General features: G+C 61.7%; 18 protein-coding genes. 15 read left to right on the top strand and 3 right to left on the bottom strand.

Translation table 11 applies throughout. The features are described 5' to 3' along the window. Window positions 1–390 precede the first annotated feature (390 nt). From ACX9OW_RS07560 to mobF, 12 genes are all read left to right on the top strand, one after another. Window positions 391–792 carry a hypothetical protein gene (locus tag ACX9OW_RS07560; protein WP_012480692.1) on the top strand — a complete coding sequence of 134 codons (402 nt, stop codon included), beginning with the start codon at window positions 391–393 and terminating at the stop codon, window positions 790–792. Window positions 793–820: 28 nt separating this feature from the next. Continuing rightward, window positions 821–1,456 (top strand): hypothetical protein, encoded by a 636-nt coding sequence (locus tag ACX9OW_RS07555; protein ID WP_012480691.1) that lies wholly within the window; start codon window positions 821–823, stop codon window positions 1,454–1,456. 59 nt (window positions 1,457–1,515) lie between these two features. Continuing rightward, complete coding sequence (locus ACX9OW_RS07550) at window positions 1,516–2,580, top strand: hypothetical protein (protein WP_232503858.1); 1,065 nt, start codon at window positions 1,516–1,518, stop codon at window positions 2,578–2,580. Between the two features lie 65 nt (window positions 2,581–2,645). Continuing rightward, the gene (locus tag ACX9OW_RS07545) at window positions 2,646–2,978 is read left to right on the top strand and encodes a hypothetical protein (RefSeq protein ID WP_061478914.1); all 333 of its coding nucleotides are present in this window, start codon (window positions 2,646–2,648) and stop codon (window positions 2,976–2,978) included. 23 nt (window positions 2,979–3,001) lie between these two features. Next, window positions 3,002–5,983, top strand: a complete 2,982-nt coding sequence (locus ACX9OW_RS07540) for a TraM recognition domain-containing protein (protein ID WP_012480688.1) — start codon at window positions 3,002–3,004, stop codon at window positions 5,981–5,983. A gap of 86 nt (window positions 5,984–6,069) precedes the next feature. Continuing rightward, entirely contained in the window at window positions 6,070–6,594 is a 525-nt protein-coding gene (locus ACX9OW_RS07535) for a hypothetical protein (protein ID WP_061478969.1), read from the top strand. Window positions 6,595–6,731: 137 nt separating this feature from the next. Further along, window positions 6,732–6,935, top strand: a complete 204-nt coding sequence (locus ACX9OW_RS07530; RefSeq protein WP_012480686.1) for a hypothetical protein — start codon at window positions 6,732–6,734, stop codon at window positions 6,933–6,935. Between the two features lie 227 nt (window positions 6,936–7,162). Continuing rightward, entirely contained in the window at window positions 7,163–7,390 is a 228-nt protein-coding gene (locus ACX9OW_RS07525) for a hypothetical protein (RefSeq protein ID WP_099475959.1), read from the top strand. Between the two features lie 416 nt (window positions 7,391–7,806). Then, window positions 7,807–8,253: an ankyrin repeat domain-containing protein gene (locus ACX9OW_RS07520; protein WP_230548553.1), complete on the top strand. Its 447-nt coding sequence runs from the start codon at window positions 7,807–7,809 to the stop codon at window positions 8,251–8,253. Further along, window positions 8,231–10,105 (top strand): helicase HerA-like domain-containing protein, encoded by a 1,875-nt coding sequence (locus tag ACX9OW_RS07515; protein ID WP_061478913.1) that lies wholly within the window; start codon window positions 8,231–8,233, stop codon window positions 10,103–10,105. The genes ACX9OW_RS07520 and ACX9OW_RS07515 overlap by 23 nt, the downstream gene beginning before the upstream one ends. A 21-nt stretch (window positions 10,106–10,126) precedes the next feature. Beyond that, the gene (locus tag ACX9OW_RS07510; RefSeq protein WP_012480682.1) at window positions 10,127–10,849 is read left to right on the top strand and encodes an HIRAN domain-containing protein; all 723 of its coding nucleotides are present in this window, start codon (window positions 10,127–10,129) and stop codon (window positions 10,847–10,849) included. A gap of 63 nt (window positions 10,850–10,912) precedes the next feature. Next, window positions 10,913–13,747 carry a MobF family relaxase gene (gene mobF / locus ACX9OW_RS07505; RefSeq protein WP_257471191.1) on the top strand — a complete coding sequence of 945 codons (2,835 nt, stop codon included), beginning with the start codon at window positions 10,913–10,915 and terminating at the stop codon, window positions 13,745–13,747. Here mobF and ACX9OW_RS07500 read toward each other — a convergent pair. Next, window positions 13,737–14,192: a GIY-YIG nuclease family protein gene (locus tag ACX9OW_RS07500; protein WP_257471192.1), complete on the bottom strand. Its 456-nt coding sequence runs from the start codon at window positions 14,190–14,192 to the stop codon at window positions 13,737–13,739. The genes mobF and ACX9OW_RS07500 overlap by 11 nt on opposite strands. 139 nt (window positions 14,193–14,331) lie before the next feature. On the opposite strand from ACX9OW_RS07500, the gene ACX9OW_RS07495 reads away from it, so the two are divergent. Then, window positions 14,332–15,114 (top strand): hypothetical protein, encoded by a 783-nt coding sequence (locus ACX9OW_RS07495; RefSeq protein WP_125893882.1) that lies wholly within the window; start codon window positions 14,332–14,334, stop codon window positions 15,112–15,114. 589 nt (window positions 15,115–15,703) lie between these two features. Here the strand turns inward: ACX9OW_RS07495 and ACX9OW_RS07490 are convergent. After that, entirely contained in the window at window positions 15,704–17,464 is a 1,761-nt protein-coding gene (locus ACX9OW_RS07490; RefSeq protein ID WP_061478911.1) for an adhesin, read from the bottom strand. A 256-nt stretch (window positions 17,465–17,720) separates the two neighbouring features. Between ACX9OW_RS07490 and ACX9OW_RS07485 the strand changes: the two genes are divergently transcribed. Further along, the gene (locus ACX9OW_RS07485) at window positions 17,721–18,515 is read left to right on the top strand and encodes a M15 family metallopeptidase (protein ID WP_061478910.1); all 795 of its coding nucleotides are present in this window, start codon (window positions 17,721–17,723) and stop codon (window positions 18,513–18,515) included. Between the two features lie 333 nt (window positions 18,516–18,848). After that, a complete protein-coding gene (locus tag ACX9OW_RS07480) occupies window positions 18,849–19,043 on the top strand; it encodes a DUF6538 domain-containing protein (protein ID WP_429000975.1) in 195 nt (64 codons plus the stop codon). Window positions 19,044–19,399: 356 nt separating this feature from the next. Here the strand turns inward: ACX9OW_RS07480 and ACX9OW_RS07475 are convergent, their stop codons facing one another. Then, the gene (locus tag ACX9OW_RS07475) at window positions 19,400–20,149 is read right to left on the bottom strand and encodes an abortive infection family protein (RefSeq protein WP_317233204.1); all 750 of its coding nucleotides are present in this window, start codon (window positions 20,147–20,149) and stop codon (window positions 19,400–19,402) included. Window positions 20,150–20,267: the final 118 nt, after the last annotated feature.

The raw sequence follows: 20,267 nt of genomic DNA, 5'->3' as shown, positions 1-20,267 counted from the left end.
GGCGGTGGTCCTGTGGGGGCGAGGGGGCGTAGACCACCAATAGCGCAGTTGGGGCAACACGCAAGGGGCCGCCGAAAAGCAACTGCAAGAGCCCAACGTGGGTGGAAGCAGTGTCGGCAGGGGCAGAGAAGCAGGAGCCCGGACGGTTCCCCAGAGTCGTCATACACATGACGCACTGAAGTGGGAGTGCGCTTTTCGCCCAAAAATCGGCCTCACATCTGCCGGAACCTCAATGCAATCAAGGCCTGACCCTGTCACCACTGAATGGAGACAGTGTCAGTGCTTGTTAGCTCGTTTGGCCCATGTTTTTCAGGCTCCTGACGTGGGGCCTTGCCAACTCCGAGATTCGCGGTATCGGTGGAGTAGTCCAGAAACGGAGTTACTCGACCAATGGCGTTGGTTCGTCAAAACGTAAACCTCGACCGTGGGCAACTGAAACTTGCTCAGCGGCTTGCCCGTGAATCGGGCAGTGGGTTTAGCGCCTACGTGCGAGAGGCGCTGGAGCGACACAACACTTCCATGTCTGTGGCGAGTGTGCTGGAGAACTCTAACGCTCACTTGGAACAGCTCATCGACGAGTTGCGGGAAGAGAACGCGTTGTTCCGGAGTGCGCTCCAGGAAGACCTGCGGCGGCTGCGAGACGAAACGAAGGCGGAACAGGACAGCGCCATCCAGCGCTACGAAGAAGCGCTTCGCAAGGTGGTGACGGCGGCCCTCTCGCAACCCTCTCCCAAAGGTTCTGGTGCGGCCAAGGTGCCCGCAGCCGGTCCCATGACTGCTCCACGCACCTAACTTTCCCCCACAGCAGGAGATCCAACCCATGAAACGTTTTTCCCTTTCTCTCACTCTCTGCCTGGCGGCGTTCATGCCGCTTCACGTTTCCGCCCAGGCCGCCGCTGATGCGGTCCATGCCGCAGAGGACGATGGCAAGCCCAAGGCCGATAAGAGGCGCCTGTTCAAGGCCGGAGGCATCGGTTGCGTGGCCGGCGGAGCCATCGCCTTGCTCACGGGCAAGAAAGACAAGGCCTTGGGCGCTTGCGCCGCGGGTGCTGCAGTGGGTGCTTCCGCGTCCTACGTGAAGCAGCAGCGGGAACACGCCGAGCAGGCCGCCGACGCTGCCCGTGCGGCTGGCATGAAGGCCGAAGTGGTCACCAAGACCGAAACCGTGGAGGGCAAGCAGGAAGCCGTCCTGGATTCGTTGCGCTTGAACTACAACCCCACCGACATGAAGCGGTTGAACAGCGACACCCGGGCCTTCCTCGACAAGTTCGCAGGTCTGTTGAACAAGTCCAGCAACGGGTTGACGGTGGTGTTCCAAGGAGCCGACAAGGCCGCCTGCCAAGTGCCCATCGTTGAGCTGGCCAAGCGTGGCGCGCTGTCCAAGGTCACGGTGGACGACCGCTGCGGCAGCGGTGAGCCCGTGATCGTCGTTACCCCGGTGCCTGACGTCCGGTGATCTCAGTGCCCGGGTGTCGCTCGATGCTCGGGCTTCCTTCCCCCTTCCGAGGAGCCCACATGACCCCAGAAGAAAAGAACCAGAGAATCCTGAAGCGCAAGCGCGAAGAATTGCTGAAGCGTGCCAACGCAACCCCGACCGCATCGCCCACGCAAGAAGAGCGGCTGGTTTCCGACGGCATGAAAGAAAACCTGAAAGCGGCCAGTCACTGGGCTGGAGTGATCAGCAAGCGCACTGCCGAGTTGACCCAGAAGGGCGTTGCTGCCGCTGCAGAGAAGGCAAAGGAAGCCAAGGCACAGCTGGACGCGAAGCGCGCCCGGGAAGCCCAGGAACATCGTGCTGTCGAAGAGAAGCCTCAAGACGCTCCGCTCACCTTGGAGGAGGAAATGTTGGTTAGGCAACTGACGTCCGATGCAGCTGCACCGGTTCTCGTAGGAGCGGGTGATAAGGGAATGTGCACCGTTTGGGAGCTGGTTGATGAATTTGGAGAGCCCGGCGCACAGGTTGCAGATGGATTGGGTGGCCCTTCGGTGGACGCCAAGGCGTTGAGCAATGAAGATACGGCAGCCTTGGTCAAGCTGTCTCAGCAGGACGCGGTGGAAGTCCTGTCCGTTTCCGCGGGGCCTGAAGGGTCCAACCGGCCCCCGGAGGCCGCGTCACCAGAGCAGCCAGTAACTCCAATCCAACCCAGCCCCCGCTCTCGTTTGCCTTGGGTCTTGACCGGTGTGGTGGCGGTGGCATTGGTCGTGGGGGCGATCTACTTCTTGCTTGGGAAGAACAACCAAGTGCCTCCAAGCACACCGGCTCCCATGGCACCGGTTGCCACTCCAGCCGCTCCCGAGCAGTTGCCCGAGGTGGTGGAAGTCCCCGTGGTTGCGCCTGCTCCAGCAGTGCTTTCAGAACAGGCCAAGCCAGAAGCCACGATCGAGAAACCCGCACCTGTCGCCGCTCCCCCGGTATCGACGACAGCGCCAATTGCGCCCCAGCCAATGCCTTCGCCGAAACGTGCAACCGCCCCATTGCCGAGGAAGCCCCCCGCACCCGCCGCCGAACCGCGGAACGACTGGCAGCAAAAAGCCAATGCAGACCTAGACGCTTGGGCGAAGAAGTCGGGGATCGACTGATCCCCCTTGCGCATCCGCGGATTCGATCTAGAAAGAAGTGACCTACTCACGAATAAGGGGGAAGCATGTTCAAGTGGCTGTTCACGCAATACCGGGAGCCCGGAAAACTTCATTTCGGCTCAAAGTGGCTGAACGTGCACGGGCGCTTGTTCCTCGGCAGCCCTGAATCGTTTGGCATGGGCCACCTGAGCGAAGGCGTCCGCCGCACTTTCTACTACTTGCGCGCCGATCGCAGGCCTCCGGTCAGAGACGACGCCGCGTATGACGCATGGACCAAGGATCGGCTCTACGCGAGCAAGGTTGAGCAGGTCGCAGAGCGCTGGGTGGCCAAAGCGGGCTTTCTGGCGTGCGCGCCGCTTTGCTTGGTGCTTGCCGTCTTGGCGCATTGGCTTCGTTGAATTGACAGGGGAGGGAGACAGAGATGGCAGCAATCAGTTTGTTCAACGTGCTTGACTGGACGAGCGGCCTGGGGCGCAAGTTCCGCCGGAAGAGCGGCGAGCCTTGGAACGTGAAGGAAGAAATCATCGTCAGATCCGCCGAGGAGTATGAAAACCTGGTGGGGCGCTTTGACGTGACCGATCGCGTTCGCAGTCGAGAGCTCGATGTGCCAGAGGCTGACCGGGATTTCGCGCTGGAGTGCGGCGCCGTCTGGGACGAGAACGCCCAGGGGTTCAAGGTGCCCGACGGACGCAGTGAGGACGAATTCCAGGAGTGGTGGCCGAAGGTTTCGGAAGATTTGCGCGACACCCAATCGCGGATCATCACGACGAAGCTTGGACGGCGTGCCGAGGGCTTCTTGCAGGGCAACGACATGGGGCAGGGCGGCGACAGCCTGGCCACTCCCTTGATGTATCTCGCCTTCCCCGTGATCGGCGTTCTGGCGACCTTCCTAGTGAGCCTCATCGGCTGGGCAGGCTGGGCCGCGCTGCTGCTGACCATTCCATACTTCATCGCCCTCAAGCAAGGCGAGGGCATGAAGGAGGCCCTGAAAGCCCTGGTGCTGCTGCAATGGGTTCCGATGGCGCTTCAGTTCATGGTCGGCGGCAGCAAGGGCGGCACCGAGGTGGCAATGCAAGCCGGCGGCATGGCTGTGTATGCCCAGATGGCCAAGACCTACCTGTGGTGGGCCTTTGGCTTGGTCGGCATCCTGTTTGTGGTTTGCTTTGTGGCGGCGGCCTCGCACCCGCACCGGGGCGTCATTGGCGGGACAGCCGCGCGCTTCATTCAAGCGATGAAGTGGGTGGGGCTCATCTTTGCCACACTGGTGGTCGCCAAGGTCCTGCCGTTTGGCTTGGGCGAGGCGGCGCCTTACGTGCTGGCATGCATGTATGCGATGCAATACGCCGAAGGCAACTTTGTCCAAAACGCCGCCCGGCTTTACCTGCAGAACAACGACAACAACCTGGCCACCCAGGGGGCGCTGATCAACGCGCACGTCAAGGCGCGTGAACAGCAAGCTGAGGCGGCACTGCGGGACAAGACCCCGCTGATCACCATTGGGCGCGCCACGGGACACCTTTCCGACAAGGGCTATGGCTACTCGCCCGACCTGGGCACCGTGATGATGTTCTCGTGGAGGGATTGTCAGCAGGGCCTGCTCGTGTTCGGAGCCATCGGATCTGGCAAATCCTTCGCCGCGCTCAGACCCATCGCTCGTCGGTTCCGTAGAGCCGCTTTGGCGATGGCATGTGTGGCGCCAGGCCACGCAGATGCAAGGGAGCGCTTGAAGCAGCAGAAGCTTGCCGGCGGTGGCGCGCTCATCGCCGACGGCAAAGACGGGGCGATCATCTCGGACTTGGAAGGTTTGTTCGATATCGTCGTCAAACCCGGGATGCGGGTGGCGCCATACGAGGGGTTGGCGCCCGATCAGGTCGTCCGGGCATTGCGCGGTGCAGCCGGTGGGCGAGTGGACGAGAAATCCAAGCTTTGGACGGACGGCGGTGACGCGTTTCTCTACCACACCGGCATCATCCTTCGTGCGCTCGTGGATCACGAGATGGCTTACAGGTCTTGGTGTTCGGCCAAGCTGGAAGGGCTGGAGCGTGCACAGTTGGACGCGGAGTTTGAGCTGGTCAAACAGCGCAAGCTGGACGAGGACGTGGCCGAGACTGAGGCATTGCTCGAGCGCATCGCCGAGCAGATCGCCATCCATCGAATCCCTGTGAGCGACGACAGACAATGGCAATACACGCCATTCCACCACGCCAAGTTGTTGTCCATTGTGGAACGCGTGATTCCCGCCAGCCCCGCGCCTCGTGCCAATGCAAAGCTGATGGAGGTGGTGAAATACTTGGGCTTGGAAGAGGCGGACACGAGCCATGACGAAGAAGGGCGGCTGGCCTACGCGGCCTACCTGCAACAGCACCGCCTTCGTCAAGAGAGCGCTCCGCAGACCATCCACCCGGATCTCTTCCGTCCCATGTCTCAGCTGCAGAGCTCGCTGGAATGGGCGTTCCTTGAGATTCCCGCGATGCATCCGGAACAGAGGCAATCGTTCACGCTCAACTCACGAGGGCTGCTGGAGAAGCTCTTGCGAGGCGAAAAGCTGCGTGACAGCAGAACGGACATGCCATGGCACTCGATCGAGAAGGGCGAGGTGGACGTGTCCGATGCGCTCTACGGAGCCATGGTAGGCCTCTTCTTGCCCCCGACCCAATTCGGTGAAGCGGGTGAAATGATGATGCGCCTGCTCAAACAGCGGGTCATGAATGGAATCAAAGCGCGTGGTGCATTCGGCGACAAGTGGCGCGAAGTGTTGCCTGGGCAAATTGAAGTGATGTTGATGATGGACGAGGCCCACCTGCTGTTGACGGCCGATGACATCAACCTGTTCTCCGTTTCGCGCTCGCTGGGGTTGATGCCCGTGCTTGCAACGCAAGGGTTTGAGAGCTTGGTCAACGCCTTTGGGTCGGTCAACGAGGCGGAGCTGATGGCCAACACGATGCAGTCGGTGATCGCGCTAAAGTGCTCGCACAACACCCACGAATACCTGGAAAAGCGGTTCGGGCAGGCCACATTGACCACCTTCAAGCAGCGCACCCGGGGCATCGACTACCAAGGCGGTATGAACAACTGGCGCCACTCTGTGCTCAACGACCCAGATCATGCATACGCGTCCGCCTACGACAAGATGCGCATGGAAGGGGCGGGGCGGTTGACGGCTTCGCGCATCGACGCCGTGACGGGTCGCCGCTGGCGGATTGGATCGGAGGACACGCTGGGCCAAGACGAGATCGCGCGCGACATCGACATGCCCACCGGGGGCAAGCGCGAGGTGCAGCCGCTCTTCCTGCAGGAAGAATACTCCGCTCTTCTTGAGCCCCGCGGTCACGCCATCGTGGCGCTGAGCCGTGCCGGCATCAAGCGCTTCGACCTGGCGGAGCTGCTGCCCGACGCGGATTGATGCGGATAGGCGAGGGGGTTTGCCCCCTTGCCAAACCTGCGGATTGATCAACGATGAGCCTATTCACCCCAGCGGAGGAAACAAACATGAGCAACACCCTCTCCCAACCCATCGAAGAAATGACCGAGCTGCGAGCACTCCAGGCGCAGCGCAACGAGCGGCTTCTGGGCGATCGCCCACCGCCCCAGAAGGACAGCGCGGCGCGGGCAGACTTCGAGCAGAACGTGGCCCAAGACCAAGCCGCCATCGAGCAACGCCGACAGCGTGTTCTGGATTGGGCAGAGAAGGCCTCGCCCGATCAGATCGCTGCGCTCCAGGCAAAGATCCAGGAGGCCGACAAAGCCGTTCGTGATGCAAAGCCGGACGACAAGCGCGAGCAGGTGGTTCATGCGACCGTTGCGCAGTGGCGGCAGCAACGCGGGGCCCAGCGGGAGGAGAGTCCTCCCATGTTGACCCGTGAGCAGCGGATGGAGAACGGACCTGGGCGCCTGGGATACGCCGATTACGCCCGCAGTTCGTTGAAGGAGGCGGCTTTCATGAAGGACTACGCTGCAAATTACGATTGGGAGAAGCACCAAAAGCAGGCCCAGCCGAACGTCTTCCGACAGTAATCTTTACCGATGTTCAGATCTGCCCGGTTCTTCGCAGAATCGGGCATTTTTGCGTCTTGACGTCCAGTTTTATGGTGCTTTACTGGTTAAGTAACGAGTAGGTAGACCTACTCATACAAACCCCAGGGAGAGCCACCATGTCCACGTTGTTCAATGCCCTCAAAGACTTCGCTTTCGAGAACGCGGTCCCACTGCTGACCGGCTTGTTCCTGCTGATCGCGGCCTTCGCAACGGCTGTCCTCGCCTACCCTCCGGCCGTTCCGGTTCTGCTCAAGGTAATGGCCATAGCGGCGGTGGGCTTTGTGACCATCGGGGTGGTGGTCCAGAGTTCCTTCCGGTGAGCAGGCGGCGCTGGCTCAAGCTGCGCGCGCGGTGCAGGAAGCGTTGGCGCCGGTTTGACTGGGAGGGGTTTGATCTCTGGTTCTATCCCGCGCTGATTTTCTACATGTTGGGTTGGGTCGTCTTTGGCCCGCCCGACAGCGTTTAACCCGTTAGCCCACTAATTCACCAGCGATCGAGCTGGACCTTTCCGATGAGGCACATCGGCTTACCACTGCAGGAGGACCCGATGAATATCAACAACACCAACTTCCACCGTTTTCCCGACGTTGCTCCCGAGCATTTGAGTTCTTTCGCCTTGGTCGGCGGGTATGTGGATTCCCAGGTTCTGGCTGGAAGGAGCTTGGACGGTGTGCTTCAGGAACTGGACAGCAGTAGCCCAGGGCAGAAGCTCTGGCATGACACAGAGATTCTTCGGCATTTCAGTGTTGCGGTGGCTACTCGCCTCAACAGCTAACACGTTCTCTTGACGGTCGCGGATTCGGCTTTACAACAATGGAGATGGACATCCAAGAATCTCTGTTGCGCCTCTTGCGTCCCCTGGGCCTCCAACGAGCGGAGGCCTTGGCGGGCGCGCTCGCGCGCGAAGCCGGCGCGTCCAAAGGCCTTCACGATTCGCAAGTGTTGGCGCGTGCCCACGCCCTGAGCGTTGCCCCTGTCGAGGGTCGATTGGGCGATCTGGTTTGGCAGGTGCGCCAGCGGGAGCACGATGGGGCACCGCAAGTGGACCTGCGTTGGGGCTTGCATCGGCTGGGGTTGGACGCACCCTCACGGGCCTCCACCCGGGACCTGGTGCGTGCTTACGAGAGGCGCTTGGCAGACCGTAACGAACCGATGGTTTACAGCACCCTGGCAGAGAGGGTGGCTGGGTCCATGGCTGAGCACACCTCGCTCTTCCAAGGCATGGCGATGGCGGTAGAGGAGGCGCGGGCTCGGCGGTCGGACGCAAACCGGTTGCGGGAGAACGCACCGTGGCAGGGCTGGCTCGTGGGGGCGTCCCGGGCGGGCCACGAAGCAGCACTGCTGGCCTGCATCGGCATGGGCGCAGACGCCCGGCTGCCCGATGCCAGCGGCAACACACCACTGCATCATGCGGCCCGGTTTGGTCACTTCTCGCTGGTCACGCCTCTGGTCGAAGCCGGCGCCGACGTGGCGGCCCTCAACGCCCACGGGTGGGCGCCGCTCCACCTTGCCGCCCTCCACAAGCACGCCCGGGCCTGCCTCCACCTGATGGCCCACGGCGCCAATCCTGAGCAGCCAGGGTGGCGGGGGCGGACCCCAACGCGCATGCACCGACATGAGCAAACCCAAGCCCTTTGACGCGCTGGGCGACGTGCCCGGCAGCGTTGCGCCTTCCCAGCCGGTCCGATACTGGCACCGCGCCGTTCTTGCCGGTGCATTCGTTTTTGGCTTGGCCTACGTGGGGAGCATGGGCGTTGCCTGGCTCATCCCGAATCCCGATGGCTCGCTCATCCGCTTCGCCGATGCTTTGAAAGGCGGTCTGGTGACCGCCTACCACTTCCTGACCGTCGGCATCTCGGCTCGCGCCCCGGCACGGGAGTTCATCGAACTGGTGTCCTACCATCACCCAGTGGCGACGTGGTCCCGGATCGGGGTGTCGCTTCTGCTGGCGGCGGGCCTCGGTCTGCGGGTGTTCCTCAAGGCGACCGAGCCGGTGAGCAACACCTGGCACCTGTCCGGACCGCGGTTGTTGGAAGGAAAGGAGGCCGTGGACGAAGCCCGGCACCGCTCGGTAACCCCTAAAGACGCCGAGGCGGATCCCTTCGCCCTGTCCCTCCACCCCGATCTGTTGCTGTCTAAAAAGCATTGGGCGCGCCACGTCCTGATCACCGGCTCGGTGGGGTCGGGCAAGAGCGTCATCCTCAAGCACATCCTGGAACAACTGACGCGAAAGAGGGACGCAAAGCTGTTCCTTTACGACATCAAGGGTGATTTCACGTCGATTTTCAAAAGGCCCATCATCGTGTCGCCCTTCGATGCGCGCTCCCACGTGTGGGACGTCGCCGCCGACGTGCGGACCCCGACCCAAGCGGCGGCGTTCGCCGCCTCTCTCATCCCAGAGGGCGACGGGAACGCCAAATTTTGGAGCATGGCCGCCCAGGACTTGTTGATTGGGTGCGTGCGCGAGCTCCAAAACACCCGGCCTGGCGAGTGGGAATGGCCCGATCTGGCGGCCTTGGTGCGCCGCCCGGCCGCGGAGATGGCCGCAGGCATGCGCCCGCATTACCCCCGCGGTGCCGCACTGGTGCGTGACCCGGAGAGCCAAACCACGTCCAGCGTGCTGTCTTCCCTGGGGGGCTTCACCCGCCTTATCGACGATCTGGCCACCGCATGGCCCAAGGTTGGCAAGCGCCGTTTCTCGATGACCGAGTGGATACGGGACGACTACAACGGGCGCAAGCAGGTCATTGTTCAATCCGGACCGGACCCAACCCTGACGAAGGCCTACATCGCCGCCATGATCAACGTGGCCGTCCCGGATCTCATTGGGCCGGGCTTGCCGGACGACGAGGGCGGGCGTGGGCTCTACTTCGTGTTCGACGAGCTGACCAGCGCCGGGCGCTTGAACATCGATCCCTTGCTGGCGTTGGGGCGCAGCAAAGGCGTGGTGGCCATCATGGCGGTCCAGGATCACTCCCAGGTTGAGCTGGTCTACGGGGACAAGACCGCGCAGGCCCTCTCGTCCCTGGTGGGCACCCACGTGGTGTGCCAAGTGCAGATGGGAGCCACCAGGGACAAGCTGGCCAGCCAGCTCGGCAAGCGGAAAATCGCGTGGCGCGGGCACGAGAACAAGGCCCAGGTCCACGAAGAAAGCCGCGCGTTGGTTTCCAGCGGTGAGCTCACCGACCGGCTGGGTTTCCGCAAAGGCAATCGCTACGGTCCCGAGAAGTGGGGCATCGAGGCGATCGTGCAGATGGGCGGGGACGTGCTGTTGCTGACATGGCCCGGGAAGAGCCATCCAACGGTTCGCGAGGGGCAGGTGGCCGCTGCGTGGACCACCAAGCCAGCCGGACCTGAAGGGCCGTCGCCGGCAACGTCCCCTTCAAACGCTGGCGCGTCGGCCTTCCCAACCACCGCCGAAGGCATCGATGCGGTGCAGCGGGTGTTGACCATGACACCCGAGGAAGTCGACGCGCTATTCTCCCGTTGAACACCATGTAGGGAAGCAAGTATGGCAACGATCACCGTGCCGATTTGGAAGCCAGTCGCCAAATACGCTGTGAAGGCAGCCTTGACCTCGCGTTTTCGGGAGGAGCTGGACGAGGTGGCCAACAATCGAAAGGGCTCCACCAGTCGGATTTTTACTTTGGTCGTCCTGTATCCCGATAACACCAACACGGCGGACCAAAACGCGGTGGCCGTCATGACACAACAGGCGCCACCCAGGATGCTTGGGTATTTGCCACGGGAGGTGGCCGCAGAATATCGGCAGCGCATGGCTCAGGCCGGCTACGAACACATGGTGTCTGCGTGTGAGGCGGTTCTGTCCGGCGGGCTGGTGACCACGGACAAGGTTTACGACTACATCTTGGAAGTGGACCTGGACATGTCCATCGACCCGCATCCGGATCACCTCGTCACTCATCCCGAGATGGTCCGCCATACCGCTGACCCGGAGTTCAAGAAGGACACCGATGGGGCATATCGCTTCAAGTGCTGGATCCCGCACGATGCGGTGGGCCACCTCCATCCGAAACAGCGCACCAAGGGTTGGACCACGGACTCCTGGACCACGGTCAACTACTACCTTAGCAACGCGCAGAGCATCGGCTTGGGTTTCAAGGTGCTTTCGGTGCCCAAGTCCAAGCACGCGGGAGTCTTCGGCGAAGAGCCAGTAACCGCCGTCGTGGAGGAGATAAAACGCCGTTGGGTCACGCTGCGCCTGGAGAAGTAAACCCCCCTTGCGCATTGGTGGTTTTCTGGGACCTTGGTTCAATCAACGTTCCAGGAGGTCCCTGTGATCAATTGCACCCGCATCGATGCCTGCGGCCACAACAAGCGCAACGGCAACATGTTCGACTACATGCTGGCCACCGAGCGCCTATCCATCGACAGCGCCGTGGCTTACTACGCGGGCAGCGGTCCTGATCCGAGGCAGACGCTCAATTGGGGCGGCAGCCTTGCCGCCGAGCTCTGCCTGGAAGGGCAGCCGGTCACCCGCGAGGTGATGGAAAAGCTGGGGAAGGGCTTTTCACCCACCGGAAGGCCGTTGTGCAAAAACGCGGGCAAGGAGGCCCGATTGGTCATCAAGACGGATCGCTGGGGAAACGTGCGGTTGGACGACGACGGCAAGCCGATGGAGAAGTGGGAGGGCGGCCACCGGGTGGGGTTCGATCTGACCATTTCCGCCCCCGGGGACGTGAGCGTGGCGTTTGCCCTTGCGGATGAACGCGAGAAGCTGGCCATCTTGGAAGCGCACCGCCAGGCCTGCGCCGTGGCGATGCGCTACATCGAGAGCAAGGTAGAGACCCGGCGCGGAAGAGCGGGGAAAGACGTTATAGACACCCAGGGGTTGGTGTGGGCAGCCGCCGATCACACAAGCAACCGGAACGTGCAGTGCGATTTGCACACCCACCATCTTGTCTTTGGTGTTTCGAAGGGGGAGGACGGCCGTTGGGGCACGTTTGATGCCATCGAGATCTACCGCCACCGCCATGCGGCCGATCACCTCTACAAGGCCGAGCTCTACAGCGCGATGAAAGCGCTGGGCTATGGGATTCAGCGGGAGCGCGAGGTGGACGTGATAGGGCGCGAGACGGGCCAGATTCTCACCACGATTGCCGGCATCGACCGTGAGCTGGTGCTTCAGACGAAGACCCGCCGCCAGGAAATCCTGGACTACGTCAAAGAACACCCCAACGCCAGCCACGACGAGGCCTGCAAGGCCACCCGCAAAAAGAAGGAAGAACCGCCCTTCGAGCAGGTGGTCAAGGACTGGCAGCAAACCTTCGCCAACATTGCCCGAGAAAGGCCAGACCTGGTTCCCACCACCCAGTCGCTCAAGCAGACCCAAGGCCAGCACCTGGACCCGCATACCTTTGACGAGGTCTTGCAGCGCATGCACGAGAACGAGGCGATGTTCTGCGAGCATGACCTGGTCCGGGAGCTGGGGATGGAGTTCGCCGGGCAAAAGAACGCGGAGGAGATCCTCAAAATGGTGAAGGAGTTCACCGAACAGGACGACCTGGTGCGCGTTAAAGCCGAACACCTCCACAAAGACGACCGTGGCACTCGTTTGGCACGCAAGCACCGGGAGGATCGCTTCTGCGCCACCTGGATGGTCGAATGGGAAGCCGAGATCATCCGTCGTTCGAAGGAGCGGGAGAACGAGACGGACCTGAAGCTGTTCCGCTCCACCGTAGACCGGGAAATCGCCGCCTATGAGAAGCGAAAGGGGTTCACCCTTACCGAAGAGCAGAAGGCTGCCATTGGTCATTTGACCCATGGAACGGCAGGTGTCGGCGTTATGTCAGGGTTGGCCGGGACCGGCAAGACCACCGTGGCCGAGGTCTACAAGCAGTGCTTCGAAGCCGAAGGAAAGCAGTTGATGGGCTTGGCCGTGTCGGGTAAAGCCGCGGCTAAGCTGGAAGAAGAGTCCGGCATGCTCTGCATGTCGGTTGCAAAGTTCTTTTCCCAGCTCCGGCAGGGCAAGGTTGCTCTGACGAAGAATGTTGTGGTGGTGCTCGATGAAGCCGGCATGGTGGCTACCGATGACACCTTGAAGCTCATGACCTACTGCCAGGGGGTCGGTGCCAAGCTTGTCATGCAGGGAGACAGTGACCAGCTTCAGCCCATCGCTGCGGGCAACGGCTTTGAGCTGGCGAAGATTGCCTTGGGCGACACGAAGCTGACCGAAATCCGCCGGCAGAAGAACGCCGGTGACCTGATCACTGCCAACAGCTTCTACGAGCGGGACCACCAGGGGAAGGTCAAGGACATGCGCCGCGGGCACCGCAGCCGCCAAGGCACCCTCGATATGGGTGCGCAGACCCTTCGCAATCTCAAGGAGAGAAATTGCATCGACGACTTCGGCACGGAAAAGCAGGCCATCAAGGCGTTGGTGGACGACTACCTGAAAGACCCCACCCCGATGGACGAGAAGTTGGTTCTGGCCCACACGCGCTCTGAAGTCAAAGCCCTCACCACGGGCATCCGAAAGGGGCTCCAGGAGCAAGGCGTGCTGGACAAAGAGGAGTTCACCTTCCGCTCGATCGTAAAAGGGCAGTGGGAGGACCTGACGCTCTCCCGCCGCGACCGTGTGATGTTCACGGCGACCAACAACGACTTGGGCGTCATCAACGGCACCGAGGGCACGGTTGAGAGCATTCGGAAGGACAAATCCGGTGGCTACGACCTGGTGGTGCGCATCGACTCTTCGAACCCGAAAGAGGACGGGCGCATCTTGAAGTTCAACACCAGCGAGCACAACGCCTTGGCCCACCGGTATGCCATGACCGTTCACAAGGCGCAGGGGCAGGGGAAATCCGAGGTTTACCACCTGGCCACGAACATGGGCATGCTCGACCAGCAGTCGGCCTTGGTGGCGTTCACCCGCCTCACCAAGGGCAGCTACCGCATGTATACGACCGACGAGATGATGGAGCGCATGGCCGAACGGCTGGGAACCGAACGGCACAAGGAAATGGCGCTGAGCGTCGGCTTGTCCGAGACCCAGGCTGCTCCGGTGCGCAACCTGGTCCAGGACGTGGAAGAGCTGTTGGCAGGATTGAAACCGCAAACCCAGGTGCCAATCACAAACGCGGAACGGCGCGAGATGAGGCTTACCCGGTGACGCATCGGGCCAGTGTCAATACGCTGATCACCACCACTACCCACGGCCACCACCCCACGCGTTCGGAAGTCGCTTTGACCGGTGTTCCCAGCTGCCACCGCCGTTGGTGGGCCAACCCGCGCACGTGGGCCGTGGCCCGCCGGTGGGGGTTGACCACGATCCCCGGTGGCTTGGCGTAGATGCGCCATCCCTCCCGGGAGGCCTTCACCCGCCACGCCTGCTCATACGCCTCGGTTTCCGCCCGGGTGGCTGTCACCACCTCCAGCGCATGGAACCGGAAGGGACGGTGCCAGCCGCCTTTGGGGGAGCGGTGCTGCTTCTCCCGCTGCTGGGGGTTTGAGCTTTGGCCGATGTAACAGCCCCCGTCGTCGAACAGCAGGGCGTAAAGGGTGCGGGGCAGGGCGTGATACTTCTCGCTGCGTCCCAGGTTGTGGCGGTGGGTCATGGTCTCTCCGTGAGTAAAACGACCCACTCACGAATAGATCAGAATTTGAAGTTGGCAAGCCTGCTGCGAAGGACGTGAGAGGCCACACGTCGCTTGCGTGTAATCTCTTCGCAGTTCATGGCGAGCATGGGGCGGGCGAGTGACCTTTAAGTTCCCGGTTGGACCTTCCAAGGGGCGTTGCAACATATGCGGGCAGGAAACCGACCTGACCGAAAACCACGTGCCACCCAAGGCGTGGGCTCAAGGCATCGCTCTGAGGGTGTCCAGCGTCGCCGACGCAATCAGTGGAGAGAAGAAGCCGCGGTCCCACAAGATGCCCAATGGTGTTTGCTTCAGGAGCATCTGCAGGACCTGCAACGGCTCGGTGCTTTCTCGATACGACAAGGCACTTGTATCGATGAGCCGGCAGGTGACGGAGATCTTGCGTGATCGAAGCAAGGTCACCTACAACCAGAGCATCCGCATCCAGCCGCAGCTTGTGGCAAGGGGAGTTCTGGGCCACTTGTCATCGGTGGGCTTGAATCGCTACGACGAACGCCACAGCCAGCACCTGTTCGATGACCGGTCAGATCTTCTACGCCAGGTTCGGCTTCACTACTGGGTGTATCCCTACAGTGGTCGAACGGTTCTTCGCGACTTCGGGCTGGGCATCTTGGGCGGGAAAGGCAGTTCGGCGATCTATGTCCTGAAGGCCTATCCGCTGGCCTTTGCAATGGTCTGGAACAGGGACTTTCAGTTCGAGGACTGGCAGCCGCAGAGCTTTGACCCGTTCGCTGGGTTCGAGCCAGACCAAGAGGCGAACCTCCCGCTGGAGTTCGTGGGCCTGCCGGGACAGGTTTGGCCAGAGCACGTCCAGGGGAACACGTTCGCGCTCCTTCATTCCGATGGTGCGTTCGTGGCAACGGAGAAAGGACGGGGCTAGGTTTGGGCGGTTTCGGCTCTTCCGGAGCGGAGGCGCTGCGGATAGCAGCAGCGTTCCAAAGAAAAAGCCCGGGCTGGGCCCGGGCTTTTCATATCGGTCAACGGGGAGCATGGCTCACCGCGCGTTGACCTGTGTAATGTAAGGAGCGCGCTTGCTCCTACAGCAATTGTCGTGTCGTAAATCACCTTGAAGCCCACGCCAAGGGCTCTGCAAAGCGGGTGTTTCTTGAAGCGTGTTGCGAGCGTGTTGCTGTTAGTTGTTTCTTTATTCATTGAAGTGTTCCTGTAATTGTTAGTGCTGCATGTGTCATCTTCCTTTGCGTCGTGGTTGGTCAACCATTCCCTGACGGCTTCTAGGGCAATGGCAAGCATTGGCGTGAGTAGTGCTACGACAGCGGTAATCACTGCAGGCGGGATTGTCAGTCCGGCTCCTACACTGCTTAGCGGTGCAGATGCTACCAGCTTCCAATGCCTTGGTAAATCGTAAGTTATTGTATATAGATACAATTTCAATAAATTGACGCCACGAACAAGGGCCCCGAAGGGCCCTTGCCGAGACACGATCACCTCCTTTTCGCTGCTGATATTCGTTACCAACCGATGGCCCAGGCTGCGCCCACGGCCGTGTCCTGCCCGCTGCGGGAAACCCCGATCGAGAAGGCCGATGGGGATCCGCGTGGGGTGGTCACGTCGCGGGTGTAGCCGATGGAAATGGCGGCTTGGCCGCTGCAGCCACCTACGCCTACGGCCAAGCGGTTGCGGTTCTCCCCATGGATGGCCGACGTCGAGGTGGCCATCTGGGCGTTGGCTTGGGCCATGGCGCAGATACCGCTCACCCGCTTGTCGAGCTGGCGGAAACGGCGGTCCGTCAGGTTCCAGCGGTCGTCTTGCTGCCGCTGGTAATCCCACAATTGGCCACCGTTGATCGCGTCCGAGGACCCTGCGGCGATCGCCCCCGCTGCCACCCCGGTTACCCGCTGGTTGCCGGCGTTGATCCCGGATCTGGTGACCGATGGACCGCCCTGGACAGTGAAGCCGTCGCTGTTGTGGATGGCCTTGGCCACCTGGACCGAGCCCTTTTCGGACAGTCCAACGTTGTCTTTCAAGCCAACGGTTTGGGTGCCGTCCCCGTTGTCAGTGACCTCGATGTTGGCCCCGGCCACCGTGGTGCTGCTTCCTCCGTCCTTACCGTCCTTGCCTGCTGGGCCTTGCGGACCGGTGGGGCCCTGTGGACCGGGGGTGCCACCACCGCCGCCAGGGTTTTGTTCCAGCTGGTGAACGCGCCCATCGAGATCGTAGATGGCACCGGCCACGGTGGTGTAGTTGTTACCGCTGCTCAGCTGGTAGTTCGGCGCCACGATCAAGCCGTTCACCATGGAGGCGCCAGCGCCCAAGGTTTCCACGGCGGTCCGCAGTTGGCTGACGGCCACGGCGTCGTCGTCCGCTTTGCCCAAGGCAACTTGGGTCAAGCGGCGGTTGCCAAAGGCTGCAGTGTCTTCTTCATCGCACGTGGTGTTGGCGCCCACGGCCACGCATCCCCATGCGTTGGCCACGGCACGGGGCCCCAATGCCACACTTTCTGTGGCGTTGGCCGTGGCAGACGCGCCGAAGGCGGCAGAGTAGGGCGCAAACGCCTGTGCCCATGGACCCACGGCGGTGCCGGCCTCGCCGGCAACGCCAGCGCTGTAACCGTAGGCGCCGGCAAAGTCGGCGGTTGCGTTGGCACCGGGCCCCACGGCGGATGCACCTTCGCCCTCGGTCTGGGATGCGGCGCCCAACGCGAGGTTGCGATCGCCTTGAGCATTCGCCCCGGCCCCGAAAGCCGCCGCGCCGTTTCCATCGGCTCTTGCGGTTGAGCCTACAGCGGTCCCGCCATCCCCGAGCGCGCGGGCACTAGAGCCGATGGCCACACCGGTGATCCCGCTGGCCAGGCTGTGCCCGCCAATGGCCACCGCGGAATCGCCGGTGGCTTGGGCTTGGGCTCCGACGGCGACGGCGTAAACCGCAAATGCCTGTGCGCGAGAGCCAATGGCGAGCGCATTTGAGCCCTGCGCTTCGCTCGAGAACCCCAGAGCGGTTGTATGGCATCCGCGAGCGGTGGCGCGATTGCCCACCGCAGTGGCCCCCAGGCACTCACCCGGAACGCCATTTTCATCCACCATTATCCCGCCGTCGGCGAGGGCGTCCGCCCCGATGGTCGTGGCCCCAACGGTCAACGATTGGGCGCGGTCGCCTACCGCAGTGGTCTCGGGTTTGGTGGCAACGGCACCGTTGCCCACTTGAACCTGGGCTTGCGCCGTGCCAGCAACAAGGCCTGCCAGCAAAGCGCAGTGGATGAGGGAGCGTTTCATGGGGTGGCCTCCTGGGTCTGAAATGAGTGAGCGTGTGCACTCACGAATAGATCAGATCCTGGAATGCGCAAGCCCCCCCCCAACGAAACTTCCCGGCGCAACGGCAGGAGGGGCCGTTGCGCCAGGAAGCGGTGGGGCCGACTTTTCCCCACCCCTGTTCTTCTACGACAGGGAAAAAATTCCGCAAGCCCCCTTGCGCGTTTTCGATTCTCCGCTTGCATGGGTGTATCGCTCATGTGAGTAAGGAGGCCTACTCATGTTTCAACGCTTGTTGCTCGCGCTCGCACTGGCCAGCGCACCCGTCTTGGTCCACGCGCACGCGGCAGCCACCGATTCCGTTGAGGTCCACGGGAAGAAGCCTGGGTTTTTCAAACGCCTGTTCCACCGCCACAAAGACGCCCCGCAGTGGGACGGTGTCCAGCCCGAGCTTCGCTCAGCGCTGGAACGCATCGCCTTGCAGATGAAGGACGAGGGCTACGACCTGCGGCTGATGGAGGGCTACCGTTCTAAACAGCGCCAGGCCGAGCTGCTCGCCAGCCAAAAGGGCGTGACCCAGGTGGGGCCAGGCAGCAGCTGCCACAACCACGGTTGGGCCGCGGACATGGTCATCTACAAGCGCGGGCGCCCTTCTTGGGACCTGAAGGACGAGCAGGTGCGGCAGGGCTACCAACGCTTCGGTGAGCTCGCCCAGCAGGCGGGATTGAGGTGGGGCGGGGCTTGGAAGAGCTTCAAGGACATGCCCCACGTCGAGATGCGCAGCGAGTGCCTGGTAGCCATTCGTGGCGGATCTGCCCCCCGCCGATCGCTGCAAACAGTGATTGCCAAGGCCGAGTCAGTGTCTGACGCACCGAAAGCACCCCGTTGGGCCTGGAGCGTCGATTCCGAGCTGGCGCCGGACTGGGCGTGCGAATCCGTGCTTTGCAGTGTGTCGTGGGCGACGGTGAGCCGGCCATGGAGCTATGGCGTAAGGCCGCCGTTGAAAGGACTCCGTCCAGAACCGTTTGCTGAGGCGTCCTGTCCCATGGCCCCAATTGCCCTGAGGCACACATGAGGAAGCGGTCCACCGGATTGCTTCCCTTTTCGGCGGAGAGTGGGGGCGAACGGGTCATCTGCCCTGATCGCGCCGGTTTGGAGAAGATCGAGATTGGCGATCCCAAGGGCGGCAAAAACGGCTGGATCCGTTGCACCGCAAGGGGTATGCTCATCGCGGGCACATTCAAGGGCACCTCCCAGATTCGTGAAACCCAAGCCGTCCAAGGGGTGAGGGCACTTCTCAAGGAAGTCCCACTCTCTCCGCCATGCATCATATAAATCAATTGCTTGCATTTGATTTTGATGAGGAATTAAGGTTTGGGGCAGAAGACGAATCGGGACACATCTCCCGGTGCGCATTCCTCATCATCTCGTCCGATCCTCCGCCGGTCATTGGTCCTTCCGCCAGCGCGTTCCTATTGAGTTGCAATCGGTCTTGGGACGGCAGGTAGTGAAGCACCCTCTTCATACAAAAGAACTGCCGTACGAACTCGACGACTTGAAGCGCTGGGATGTGATCCTGGATATCGCGCATCGTTCGGTCTAGCGATGTGGCTTTTGCGCTGCAAGCGAGTCACCATCGACCGGCCAAAGATAATCCTCGCAACTTCTATGCTCGTCTAGCCTTCTCGCTCTTCAGACAGAACGGTAGGGCCAGCCGCCGCAGGACTGGCTGAATATCTCTTGGCGATGGTCGGGGTGCAGCTGTGACTGATCCGCCAAGCTGCGTGCCGACTTTCAGACTCAGCGGACCTACGCGTTAGGGGATCTTCAACAGCCTTGGTGGAATGATCGCTATCCCCGAACTTTGTGCCGTCCAGGCAGGCTCCGCAATCAGGCACGAAAGATCTCAGCGAGGGGCGGAGCGAGAACTGGTTGCCAGCAGTCTAGCGAGGTTGTTCGTTAGCGAAACTTGCTGTCCAAATACTGAAAAACGGTCCTTGCCGAATTGATCGTCAGCACTGCCTCATCCTTGCCTAAGAGCTCCTCATTGGCATGTGCCAAACTCCCGTGGTTTCGGGCTGGATTAAGACAGTCGATGACATTACTCAACGACCTCAAAACATTCGTCATTGTGTCTGACTGGCTTCCCAAGTCTCGCAGGTTTGGGTGCTCTGTCCGAAGAAGCTTGAATAAGTTGGTGATCGTAGCGCTTGGTGGTGCTTCCAGACCTTGTGCCTGACAGACTGCTTTGAGGTAAGCATGGAGTGCCGTGTGGATGCGATCGATCGCGTGAGTTGGGCCCGCACTTTGGATGAGCGTATCGGCGTCAGCAAGAGCTCGTGCCAAGACATCGCTGGTGATGGCTGGGCTGCTGGCTTGCACGGAAAGCCCATTGGCGCACCGCTTGGCCAGCTCTAGAAGCTTTCGATAGGACTGTGGCGTCCGGAAGTGCTCCCCACCTTGCGGATACTTTTTGGCAATGCCTCGAAGAATGGCTGCTTGTTGGTGTCCTTCAACGCCACTCAGGATGGCCATAAATCGCTCGCGCGTGGTGTTACCGCCGAAGGAGTCGGGATCTAAATCCAGGTCGCAGAAAGCTGAATAGAATTCGCGGTGGGTGCGGTAGGAGAAGTCGCCCAAGTAGCCACCCTCCACGCCGATGTACTGGTGGACCACCCAGTGGATCTCACTGCTTCGCAACTCGCCCACAGACCCCCCTAGTCAGCTGGAACACGCGTCACTTTGGGGGCATTATAGGAGACGCTTTGGGGCCGCGGGGGGGGGGGGCATTCGACCTCCGACCAAGCCCCGTCACAGGGGAAAAGTC

Source organism: Stenotrophomonas genospecies 5 (assembly GCF_054473825.1).
The sequence above is the reverse complement of the archived record's forward strand: the minus strand, read 5'-3'. Positions and strand labels throughout refer to the sequence as shown.

Excerpts from the sequence above, each read along its gene's own strand:
- ACX9OW_RS07515 (WP_061478913.1), top strand. The coding sequence starts at position 8,231 with ATGAGCAAACCCAAGCCCTTTGACGCGCTGGGCGACGTGCCCGGCAGC.
- ACX9OW_RS07560 (WP_012480692.1), top strand. The coding sequence starts at position 391 with ATGGCGTTGGTTCGTCAAAACGTAAACCTCGACCGTGGGCAACTGAAA.
- ACX9OW_RS07550 (WP_232503858.1), top strand. The coding sequence starts at position 1,516 with ATGACCCCAGAAGAAAAGAACCAGAGAATCCTGAAGCGCAAGCGCGAA.
- ACX9OW_RS07520 (WP_230548553.1), top strand. The coding sequence starts at position 7,807 with ATGGCTGAGCACACCTCGCTCTTCCAAGGCATGGCGATGGCGGTAGAG.
- ACX9OW_RS07545 (WP_061478914.1), top strand. The coding sequence starts at position 2,646 with ATGTTCAAGTGGCTGTTCACGCAATACCGGGAGCCCGGAAAACTTCAT.
- ACX9OW_RS07555 (WP_012480691.1), top strand. The coding sequence starts at position 821 with ATGAAACGTTTTTCCCTTTCTCTCACTCTCTGCCTGGCGGCGTTCATG.
- ACX9OW_RS07510 (WP_012480682.1), top strand. The coding sequence starts at position 10,127 with ATGGCAACGATCACCGTGCCGATTTGGAAGCCAGTCGCCAAATACGCT.
- ACX9OW_RS07490 (WP_061478911.1), bottom strand. The coding sequence starts at position 17,464 with ATGAAACGCTCCCTCATCCACTGCGCTTTGCTGGCAGGCCTTGTTGCT.
- ACX9OW_RS07535 (WP_061478969.1), top strand. The coding sequence starts at position 6,070 with ATGAGCAACACCCTCTCCCAACCCATCGAAGAAATGACCGAGCTGCGA.
- ACX9OW_RS07500 (WP_257471192.1), bottom strand. The coding sequence starts at position 14,192 with ATGACCCACCGCCACAACCTGGGACGCAGCGAGAAGTATCACGCCCTG.
- ACX9OW_RS07540 (WP_012480688.1), top strand. The coding sequence starts at position 3,002 with ATGGCAGCAATCAGTTTGTTCAACGTGCTTGACTGGACGAGCGGCCTG.
- ACX9OW_RS07530 (WP_012480686.1), top strand. The coding sequence starts at position 6,732 with ATGTCCACGTTGTTCAATGCCCTCAAAGACTTCGCTTTCGAGAACGCG.
- ACX9OW_RS07485 (WP_061478910.1), top strand. The coding sequence starts at position 17,721 with ATGTTTCAACGCTTGTTGCTCGCGCTCGCACTGGCCAGCGCACCCGTC.
- ACX9OW_RS07525 (WP_099475959.1), top strand. The coding sequence starts at position 7,163 with ATGAATATCAACAACACCAACTTCCACCGTTTTCCCGACGTTGCTCCC.